The 10,560-nt window shown below is 59.0% G+C and carries 8 protein-coding genes; 7 read left to right on the top strand and 1 reads right to left on the bottom strand.

What is annotated here, in order from left to right; genetic code table 11:
* The 3 genes from cmr1 to IRZ31_RS17125 all read left to right on the top strand — a co-directional run.
* A partial coding sequence (gene cmr1, locus IRZ31_RS17135; protein ID WP_297155847.1) for a type III-B CRISPR module RAMP protein Cmr1 occupies positions 1-884 on the top strand: 884 nt, incomplete at its 5' end.
* Positions 881-2,953, top strand: a complete 2,073-nt coding sequence (cas10, locus tag IRZ31_RS17130) for a type III-B CRISPR-associated protein Cas10/Cmr2 (RefSeq protein ID WP_297155844.1) — start codon at positions 881-883, stop codon at positions 2,951-2,953. The genes cmr1 and cas10, both read left to right, overlap by 4 nt.
* Positions 2,937-4,124 (top strand): type III-B CRISPR module-associated Cmr3 family protein, encoded by a 1,188-nt coding sequence (locus tag IRZ31_RS17125; protein WP_297155842.1) that lies wholly within the window; start codon positions 2,937-2,939, stop codon positions 4,122-4,124. Before cas10 ends, IRZ31_RS17125 begins: the two co-directional genes overlap by 17 nt.
* A gap of 18 nt (positions 4,125-4,142) precedes the next feature.
* Here IRZ31_RS17125 and IRZ31_RS21475 read toward each other — a convergent pair whose 3' ends face one another.
* Positions 4,143-4,412, bottom strand: coding sequence for a zinc ribbon domain-containing protein (locus tag IRZ31_RS21475; protein WP_363325692.1), 270 nt, complete (start codon positions 4,410-4,412; stop codon positions 4,143-4,145).
* An 881-nt stretch (positions 4,413-5,293) separates the two neighbouring features.
* Here IRZ31_RS21475 and cmr4 point away from each other — a divergent pair.
* The 4 genes from cmr4 to IRZ31_RS17100 all read left to right on the top strand — a co-directional run bounded on the left by cmr4 (position 5,294) and on the right by IRZ31_RS17100 (position 10,392).
* Positions 5,294-6,244 carry a type III-B CRISPR module RAMP protein Cmr4 gene (gene cmr4, locus IRZ31_RS17115; protein ID WP_297155838.1) on the top strand — a complete coding sequence of 317 codons (951 nt, stop codon included), beginning with the start codon at positions 5,294-5,296 and terminating at the stop codon, positions 6,242-6,244.
* Positions 6,245-6,299: 55 nt separating this feature from the next.
* Entirely contained in the window at positions 6,300-6,806 is a 507-nt protein-coding gene (gene cmr5, locus IRZ31_RS17110) for a type III-B CRISPR module-associated protein Cmr5 (RefSeq protein WP_297155836.1), read from the top strand.
* 4 nt (positions 6,807-6,810) lie between these two features.
* Positions 6,811-7,908: a type III-B CRISPR module RAMP protein Cmr6 gene (gene cmr6 / locus IRZ31_RS17105; protein ID WP_297155834.1), complete on the top strand. Its 1,098-nt coding sequence runs from the start codon at positions 6,811-6,813 to the stop codon at positions 7,906-7,908.
* Positions 7,909-8,637: 729 nt separating this feature from the next.
* Positions 8,638-10,392, top strand: a complete 1,755-nt coding sequence (locus tag IRZ31_RS17100; RefSeq protein WP_297155832.1) for an aldehyde dehydrogenase family protein — start codon at positions 8,638-8,640, stop codon at positions 10,390-10,392.
* Positions 10,393-10,560: the final 168 nt, after the last annotated feature.

Genomic DNA, 10,560 nt, shown 5'->3' with positions numbered 1-10,560 from the left:
GGTACCGCGCGCTGATTGGAGGCATCGTCGGAGGCAACCTGGCGGAGGTGCGCCGGCGCGAGACCGAGGTGTTCGGGAGCGCTGAATATGGCTCGCCGATAAGTATCCGCATCTCTGAGGTACCGCCGCCAGAGCAAGGGTTATCTGCTTTCAAGCTAGCCGATAAGGAGCCTGGCAGAAACTATCTCTTCTGGTCTATGAACAAGACCAAAGATCGATCCTCCCGCCAATACTATCCGCCCGGGACGCACTTCAAGCTTATCCTCACTGCCCACGAGAAAAATCGACAAGCCCTAAAAGAGGCCATCATCGCCCTCTGGCTGCTGACTAACTTCGGCGGACTGGGCGCACGTTCCCGCCGCTGCGCAGGCAGCCTGACGATTTGCTCATCTACATTGCCCTCGGCCCTAGAGTTCAATCTCCCGGGGCTATCGCCAGGAGATGCCAGAAGCCAAAGCCTCGACGAGCTGGCTAACACTCTCACTCTGGGGCTGCAGGAGATTCAGCGCTTTTACAAGATTGAAAAGCCATCTGAACCCCAAAATAGATCTTTTGATATCCTATCTCCGGCAACCTGTTCTATATGGGTTCTCTCCCAGAGCAATCCCTGGGAAAAAGTAGAAGAGGCATTAGAGTTCGTCGGCAGGACGTACAAGGAATACCGCCAATCTCTTTCGGACAAGCAGCGCAAGGCCCTTGGCTTGCCCTTCAGAGAGTCCAAGGAGCGCCTGGCCTCGCCCCTGCACCTGCATATCACAGCTACAAAAGCAGGCTACATCTGCGTAGCAACTCTCTTCAGCAAGAATGCTCTGCTGTCTGATCAACTAGATATCAACTCCAAATTTATAGTCAGATTTCAAAGCAAAAGAGAGCTAAAGTTATGACTCCATCTTACATGCTCATCTTCACCTTGGGGCCGGTACAGTCCTTCATCGCCCAGGCACGCAAGGCGCGCGATCTCTGGCTGGGCAGCTTCCTGCTTTCGCGCCTGATGGAGGCGGCCCTTAAGCACGTGCCGAGTGAGACCTTGGTGTTCCCAACCAATCCCAGCATCGACCGTCAGCGCTGGATACCCGACCTGCCCAACCGCTACGTCGCAATTTTCTCCGCGACCAAGGAGATGCCCGAGCCGCAGACAGAGGCTCGCCGGACGGTAGAGCGCAGCCAGGAGGCCATTCATGCAGAATGGCAGAAGATCTGCAGCGAGGTCTACCAGCAGCTCTTTGGCAGCAATGGCGCTGGCTGGGAAGGCAACGCGGTCCTGCGTGCCATCTGGGAGCGCCAGACCGATCCTCAACACCTCTTCGAAATCTACTGGGTCATCGTCGCCAACACCGATGGTCAGGGCGCTACCCTGGAGTATGGGGCCTGGTTTAAACGCGCCTCGCAGGCCCTCGATGCTCGCAAGAGCCTGCGCGATTTCGCCGCTCAGGATGAGCCTGGCGAGAAGAGCACCCTCTCCGGCGAGCGCGAGGCGCTGCACACCCAGGGCGCTAGCCGCCAGGAGGTCAGAGCGTTTTGGACACAGGTAGCGAACAAACGGGGGATTTCGGCCAAGGACCTCGCCCTGGATGGCTCCGAGCGCCTGGACGCCATCGACACGGTGAAGCGCTTCGCTCTGCTCTCAAAGAGCTTCCTCTCAGGTCCCGGGGACGGATCTGAGGCGCCGAAACAGGGCCTGGATTTCCCTTCAACCAGCACGATGGCCGCCGCAACCTTCATTGAGCAGCTGTTACTCTCCCAGCAATCTCGGTCAGCAGCCAGCAGAGAAATTCAGGAGGCCGCGAAGCGTTGGCAAGAGATTACTGCGCCTCTGAAGAGGGAAAAGCCTCACCTGGCTCTTCCTTATCTGGGACAGAAAGCTCAGCAGGCTAACTACTCCTGGCTCGAGGATGTTGACGGAGAGTGTGCTTTTGTCGAGACTTTTACCGCCCAGCGGCTGCGCACGAATTACCGCGCTCGGGTCGAATCGCAGCAGCCGCCTCTTCCCGGGGAATGGGTCATCGAGGAGCCAACCTATCTCGATAGGGCCCATCAGGTACTGAGAGAGCTTCACCGGCTCCTCGGCGAGCCAACCCCTTACTATGCCTTGCTGCAGATGGACGGCGATCAGATGGGCACCATTATCGGCGAGGTCCAGAGCCAGGATGATCACCGTACCATCAGTAGAGCGCTCTCGGAATTCGCCCGCACGCATGTTCCCCACATCGTCGAGGACGAGCGTCCCGGCAAACTGATCTACGCTGGTGGCGATGATGTACTGGCCTTCGCACCGCTGGCGCATATGTTCGCTATGGCTTCAGCTCTGCAGCGGACCTATAGCGAGATCGTAGGGTCGAGCGTACAAACGGTCTTCAACGGGACGAGAACAGCCACGGTCAGCATGGGCATCGCCATCGCTCATCACCTGATGCCGCTGACGCTGGTACGTCGGATGGCACGCGAGGCCGAAGAGCAGGCCAAGCAGCGCTACGGGCGCAATGCCCTGGTGGTGACGATCCTCTGGCGCTCTGGCAATACGCTCTCCGCCGGTTGCCGCTGGAACTACCCGCCCCAGGATCATGAACAGCAGGCCGGGGGAGCAACGACTGAGCATCTTGAGATCTTCCAACTTGTCGTGCAGCTCTTTGCCAGAGGCACGCTTTCGCCACGCTGCCTGGAGATACTGAAAAGGGAGCTGCCAGGACTGGAGGGCTTGCCACCGAAGGCCCGTAGCAGCGAGATCGGGCGCATATTGGCCCGGCAGTGGAACGTCAGTACCGCCCATCAGCTCCCCGAGACGGGACCAGAAGTTCTGGCAGACGCCCTGGTCCATCTTGCAGCTAGCATGGAACAGAGTCACCCTCAAGCCTTCTCCGGCCCCGACAGCTCCGGCGTGAAGGAGGTCCTGAACTGGCTGCAGATTCTGGCTTTTCTCGCGAGGGAGACAGGAAACAATGTATCTCTTCATTGAACCACATGAGACGCTCCTCTTTCGCAGCGGGCGCCCCTTCGACGCGGGCGAGGTGGGCTTTGCGGAATCGCTCTTTCCACCTACCCCCGAAACTCTGCAGGGGTCGCTGCGGGCCTTGATCGCGAGCAACTGGGACCAGCGCAAGAGCCTGCCAGAACTCTTCCGCGATCGCGAGCTGACCGCCCTCATCGGCGATCAACAGAGCTATGGGCGCCTGCGCATCCAGCTCATCGCTCTCGGACGACGCCGACCAGCCCAGAACGGGAGCCACAACTTTGAGCTGCTCTATCCTATGCCCGCCCACTTGCTGCGCGGACCCGGGTCACAAGGCCAGCAAACCCGCCTACTGCGCTTGAAACCGGCCTCTCCCACCGGGATCTTGACGAACCTTCCCCAGGGGTTGCAGCTGCTCTATCCTGAAGGCCAGGAGCAAGAGCAACCACTCGGCAAAGGCAGCCGGTTACGAGGCTGGCTGACAGCACGGGGCCTGGAGGCGGCGCTGCGCCCCGACGGTGATCTGACTCAGAACATGATCGTGTCAGAGGAAGAGATCTACATGATCGAGCCGCGCACGGGAATCGCTCGCCAGGAGCGCACACATACGACGGAGGAGGGCATGCTCTATACCATCTACGCTGTGCGCCTGCGGCCCGGCTATGGCTTTCTTGTCGATTTGCGCCTGGCTCAGACAGCCGATCCTCTCAGCGATCAGTTGCTACCTGACGAGCAAACAGTTTCGCTCTTGCGCCTACCCGCGCCTCCTGCACACTTCCCCCATACCCTGGGCGGCGAGAGGCGTCCTGTGACCGTCTGGCTGATTGATCCCAACGATACGCCGGTGCGGGCCGCCGCACCTCAGACGCCAGATCACCTAAGTGGGCAGCGGCTCCTGCTTTATCTGGCCACCCCAGCGATCTTCAGAAAGGGCTGGCAACCCGAGCACTGGCCCGCAGGTCTCAGCGCGCCTATCGCCGCGGCTATCAGTGGCTACCAGTGGATTGGCGGATGGCAGATGAACCCCCACCATCACGGTGGGCAGAGCAAACCAGCCCGGCGCTGCGTGCCCGCAGGCAGCATCTACTTCTTCGATAGCTCAGATACTGATCTTCAAAAAATAACAGATATCGGCCAAGAAATAGGATACGGTATGACTATTAAAGGAGCTTGGTGAAGTCAGGTGACCCCACGGCTAAAGCCGGGGGCTTGCATCTCGCTCCGAAGAGCGGACACGATAGGCCGCCTGACAGGTCGGCCCACTCGGGACGGCTCTACCATCCCGAGCAAGAGAGGACAGATACTTCTCTCGAATATTGAACGCTGCATTCAGATCAGCATTGAGTTGGTAGCCACAGCGGCGGCAGCGGAAGAGACTCTGAGACTGACGGTTTGCGCGATGGTGATAGCCACATTTGCTGCAGGTTTGCGAAGTATGCCGAGGGTCAACTCTGACGACAGCAATCCCTCGCGCCTGGGCCTTGTACTCGATACACGAGTACAGTTGAGCAAACGACCAGCCAGGGCTCTCCTGAGCCGGAAGATCCGACGGTCCTGCTCTTTCCAGCGCTTCTCTCCCAGGAATTGCCTCTGAGAGGTGACGGCAGGTCTGTTCAGACCCAGGTCTACCCCAATCACCTCCTGGCGAGGGGCAACAACAGGCTCAGGGAGAGAGACCACCATGTGGAGGAAAAAACGACCGTGACGATAGCACACATCCGCACTACAGACCTTGTGACCGCTATACTGGCGGTAGTAAGCAGGAACCTTGAAGGACAGCACAACTCGTCCATTGACAGTGGAAAGACTGCACGTCAAGGTTTCCCAGTGTACCCAGTACGAACGCTGGTCATAGCGGACACTCGTCATGTCACTGCGAGGGCATCGCACGGGCTTGAATACAGGAGGAGGTTTCCCCTGCTTCTTGGCTTGTTCGACCCGCTGAAGATAGGCCTTTTCCTTCTTGATCTTCCAGGTGAGGGCCGATTTGACAGCTTCCGTTGCTTTGACGCGGGCAGAACACACGAGTTGAGCAGGAAGATCAGGATACTGGGCGCGAAGAGGGTAGTACGTCCGTTTGTGCAACTCGACTCCGTTGCTGCAACCAGTGGTAAATCCCTCCTGAGCAACAGTATTCAAGCAGACGGTGTATTGCTCAAGCGTTGTCTTGAGGCTGCGCGCCTGCTCTGGCGTCGGATGGAGTTGCACAACGATCGTTCTATTCATGCCAATAGCATCTCATATATAGCAGGGTCTTGGCAATAAGAGAAAGGAGGATGGCGCATTCCTCCCCACAGCTAAAGCTGGGGGTCTCCTGCGCCACATGTGATGATTACCGCCACCAGCATGATGTATATCTATACAGAAACGCCCTTGCATGCCGGCGTGGGTAGTGGCCTGAGCAGTGTCGAGCTACCAATCCAGCGCGAGCGCCATACACAGTATCCCATGATCCAGGGCAGCAGCATCAAAGGGAAACTGCGCGCCCTGATCAGCGATCAGTGTGGCAGCAACTCCGACGGACGGGTCAAGGCGCTCTTTGGTCACGAGCACGAAACTCAAGAGACAGACCAGCTTCACGCTGGGGCCTTGATTGTCAGCGATGCCCGCATCCTGCTCTTTCCGGTGCGCTCTCTCGAGGGAGTTTTCGCCTACACCACGTCTCTCGACATCCTGGAACGTTTCAGAAAGGATCTCATCCACGTCCACCAGGAGCAGACGTTTCCGCAGCTACCGTCGACCCGACTGAAGAATGGCCAGGCGCTTGTAACTGAGCACTCAAAGGTCATCACCTCCGGAAGCGACCCCGACTTGCTGCTGGAGGAGTTCAGCTTCGAGGTGAGCAAGAGCCAACAGGTGACCAGCGTAGCGCACTGGCTGGCAGAGCACGCCCTCCCCTTTGATGGCTATTGGGCAGAGAAGCTACGGTCTTCGCTGGTCGTCCTCGCCGACGACGATTTCCGCGACTTCGTGCTCTATTCAACCGAGGTGATTACCCGCATTGCCATCGATCAGGAGAAGAAAACGGTCAAAGAGGGCGCCCTCTGGACAGAGGAGCACCTACCAGCAGACACCCTGCTCTACGCTCCTATCTACGCCACCAACGAACGACGCCCCATTGAGAAGGGCCAAGAGCCACGCCAGGGCTTAGCACTGCTCCAAGAGGCCCAGACTCTCAGCCAGCAGGCCGGCCCTTACCTGCAGCTCGGCGGCGACGAGACAGTAGGGCGAGGCTTCGTTAAGGTGCGCTGGAGTCCCCCGGTCCCCCTCACTGGCTCTGCTACAGGCAGACCCTAAGCTATCGTCCTTCTTCTTATTAGAAGAAAGATAACAAATATAATAGGTGAATCTTATGAGAGAAGAGAAACAACCCGTACGACGCCTGCTAGAACAAGAGCGCGGCAAGTTCGCCTGGAACTGTGTTCAAGAGATAAAGAGGCACCCTTCAGCAGAGCTGCAAGCCGAATATCGCACACGGGCCTTGACCTTTAACCAGATGGTGCAGATCAACGGCCTGGGGGCCACTCTGGGTTTTCTGAAGGCCAAAGCAAAAAAGGATCAGAAAGCAGAAAAAGAGCAAGGAGAAAAACAAGAGCAGCAAGAACTAAATGCCTATGGCCATCTACTGAAGCATCTGACCTGCTGGATGCGCCAGCGTGGTTTTGTCACTAACGAAGACGAGAAATTTGATGCCCTATTGTTCTGGGTACTGAGGAAGGCCGATCGGGAGGACTACCGCCGGGCAACCACCGAATGCCTGGCCTTCGGCGACTGGCTGCGTCGTTTCGCCGAAGCCGAGCTCTCCAAAGAGGGTAGCCAACAGGCTGCCGGGCCAGGACAGCAAGGAGGGAGAGAGTAAGATCATGAGTGGCAACGAGCATCCTCAACCAGGGCAAGGGTCCACCAGAGGGTCACAGCCCTCCAGCGAAAACCAGAGGTCTCCTGCAAAGAGCTATCTATCATCCTATCTTCTGCCCCAGGAGGCTGCCAGGCTGGTCCAGCAGAAACTTGGCGCATCTAAAGTCTGTCCCAACCTGGGGCTGCAGCTTCACCGCTACATTCCCAGCGCGGTTCTTCAGCTCTCGCTAGACCCGGATAGCAAAGCGTCCCCGGCGGCGCGCCAGCAATGGCTACGAGATCTGGCCCAAGGCTACCGACCCGACCAGACCCTCGCCCAAGGCTACCAACCCGACCAGGCCCTCGCCGCAGGCGCATACCAGCGCTGGCAGGCGCTCACCCAGACCCTGAACGCCCTTCATTTCGAGGCCGAGATCGACTGGCGCATGGTGGTTGGCCTGGGCGGTAACTCCGTGTTGGAGACCGATCTGACCCTGCACCGCAACTATAGTCTGCCCATCATTCCCGGCAGCGCCCTCAAAGGCCTGACGCGCAGCTATGCCGAGCAAGAGAGGAAGATCTCGCTTTCCAACGAGCCGGAGAACTCCAAAGAGCTATATATAACAGAAGATGATTTGAAACGTATATTTGGCACCCTTGATCAGGCCGGCAGCGTCATCTTTTTTGACGCCATGCCACTCAACGGAAAGGCCCAGCTGGAGCTGGACGTTATGACCCCCCACTATCCCGACTATTACCAGAAGAACAGGCCGCCCAGCAACGATCAGCAGCCCGTGCCAATCGCCTTCCTCACCGTGGCCAAGACCACCTTTACCTTCGCCATCGCTCCACGCTCTTCCTCGTCCAGCGATCAGGCCGATGCGCAAAAGGCCAGAGATCTCCTAGAGCTAGCCCTGGCTGACTATGGCATCGGTGGCAAGACCAGCGCCGGCTACGGCTACTTCCACCAGGCAGCCAAGTCTCCTGCCGCCAACAACGCCCCCTTCCAGCGAAGAGGAAGGCGAGGGCCTTGGAGGAAGCGCAAGCCAAAGCCAGGGAACTGGCAACCCTCAGCCCCGAACAGCTCAAGCGTAAAGATCGCCAGGAGCTACTCAAAGAGCTAGGCTCTCTTCCATCGCTAGCCGCCAAGCGCCTGCTGGCCCAAAAGATCATCGCCAACTACCAGCAGAAAGGGATAGAGTTACCGAAAAACAGCTCGCTAGCTTTGCACATTCAAGAATTACTGCACCAGAGAGATGAAGACCACTGATGGCGGCCAGGAGACCGAGTAAGATCCAGCGCCAGCTTGTGGCCATCTAGCCATTGCGCTTCACGGTTGAGGCAGACACTTCTCTCGCCGGATGGCACTCAACAGTGCGGTACCTCCCGCCTTGCCGTGAATAGCTCGTTTGGGGAGCATTCCCCCCACGTGGACCGCGTCAGAGGCACCAGCTACTACTCTCTGACGCCTCCCTCAGACTGAGCGTCCGCGGGGCCAGGCCACAGAGTCGCTCACACCTTCTAGCCAACCGCCAATAGCGAAACTCAGCGCCCCTGGCTGGCCCGGCGAACCCTGGCCAGCCAGGGGCGCGGACCAAGCCGGCCAGGTTGCCCATCCACTCACCGACCTCGACTCTATCACAAGAGGAACTACACTCAGACGGTAAAGGCTGCAAGCAACCGCGAAAAGAAAGCAAGAAAACCGTATACACATCTTGCAAACAGATTAGCTTTCTTATTTACTCACTCCCTCATTACCCCCCCTCTTCCTCTTGTCCTGGCCTGTCACATACTGTAGAATGGCTCTTGTTAGTGGGTAGAGTGAGCCATGCTTTCGAATGGAGGTATAGTTTATGAGCACCAGCAGCACCCGACACGGCTCTCCTCACTTCCCCACAGTGAGTGGCAGTATAGCCCCATCCACGCAGCAGGACATGGATGAGGCCGTGCAGGCGCTGCAGGCCCACAAAGACCACTGGGTCGCAGTGCCGGTGCGCGAGCGCATTGCCATCTTAGAGCAGCTCCTCAACAACTTCGTCGCCATCGCCCCGCGTTGGGTTGAGGCCAGCCTCAAAGCCAAAGGCCTCGCCGCTGACGAGCCAGCGGCCAGCGAAGAGTGGGGAGCAGGCGTCTTGCCAGTCATCAACAACCTGCGCCAGCTCCGGCAGTCGTTGCTCGACATCGAGCGCTACGGCCACCCCCGGATTCCCGGCCCGGTGCTGACCATGCCCAACGGCCAGGTGGCCGCGCGCGTCTTTCCTCAGAGTGTCTACGACCGCCTCTTTTTTATGGGCCTCACCGCGGAGATCTGGATGGAACCGGGGGTGAGCATCAGTGAGCTTCCGCGCACTCAGGCTCTCATCTACCAGGACCGCCAACACAGCGGCAAAGTGGCGCTCGTACTGGGCGCCGGCAACGTCGCCAGCATTGGGCCGATGGATATCCTCTACAAACTCTTCGTCGAAGATCAGGTTGTCCTGTTCAAAGCCAATCCGGTAAACGCCTACCTCGGGCCATTGCTGAGCGAGGCATTCCAACCGCTGATCGATCGGGGCTTCTTGCGTCTGGTCTACGGAGGCGCCGAAGAGGGGGCCTATCTTTGCCAGCACCCAGGCGTCGAGGAGATCCACATCACTGGCTCCGACAAAACCTACGAGGCCATCGTCTTCGGCCCCGGTCCCGAGGGCGCTCGACGCAAAGCCGCTCGCCAACCCCTGATCAACAAGCGGGTCACTGGCGAGCTTGGCAATGTCAGCCCGTTCATCATCGTTCCCGGCCCCTGGACAGCGCGCGATCTTGCCTATCAGGCTGCCCATATTGTCAGCTCTCTGACCAACAACGCCGGCTTCAACTGCAACGCCACACGCGTACTAATTCAGCATGCCGGCTGGGAGCAGCGGCCTGAGCTGCTCAATGCCATCCGGCGCGTCTTACAGACTGTCCCTCCACGCCTAGCCTACTACCCCGGCGCCAGCGAGCGCCAGCGCGCCTTCGTTACCGAACATCCCGAGGCCGAGCTGTATGGGCAGGTCAGCGATGGGCGGCTCCCCTGGACCCTCATCACCGGCCTTGATCCCGAGCGCGAGGGCGATATCTGCTATACCACCGAGGCTTTCTGCGGCCTCTTCGCCGAGACCGCCCTCGCCGCCGAGAGCATTGCCGAGTACATCGATCGCGCCGTGGCTTTCGCTAATGAACGGCTCTGGGGCACGCTCAACGCCACCCTGATCGTCCATCCCGAGTCGCTCAAGACTCCCGCCATCGCCCACGCCGTCGAGCGCGCCGTCGCTAATCTGCGCTACGGAACCATCGGCGTCAATTACTGGGCCGGCATCGGCTTCGCCCTGGCCGCCACCACTTGGGGCGCTTTCCCCGGCCACGACAGCTACGATATCCAGTCCGGCATCGGCGTGGTCCACAATACGCTGATGTTCTCCCGCGCGCAGAAATCTGTGCTGCGCGGCCCCTTCCGTAGCACACCTACCCCGCTTTGGTTCGTGACCGAGGGACGCAAGGCCCTGAAGACCTTTCCAAAATTGATCGAGTTTCTGGCCGCACCTTCACCGACGAAGCTCCCGGCCATCATGCTCGCAGCCACCGTCGGCTGAGTCATCAGAAAGCAACGGCTCCTCATCGCGCTCGCTGTGCTCGACCAGATCCGGTCTGGCCCAGCGAGCATGCCAGGTGTGAGCTGTCGCTCTCGGCAGCGCTGCCCTTCTTATTCGACGAGCTGGTTTCGTCTTCTATCTACCACACATATTATAAATGTCCAGAGG

Origin of the sequence: Thermogemmatispora sp. (assembly GCF_019683635.1) — a bacterium.
Taxonomy (GTDB): domain Bacteria; phylum Chloroflexota; class Ktedonobacteria; order Ktedonobacterales; family Ktedonobacteraceae; genus Thermogemmatispora.
This window is presented reverse-complemented; position numbering and strand designations above follow the sequence as displayed.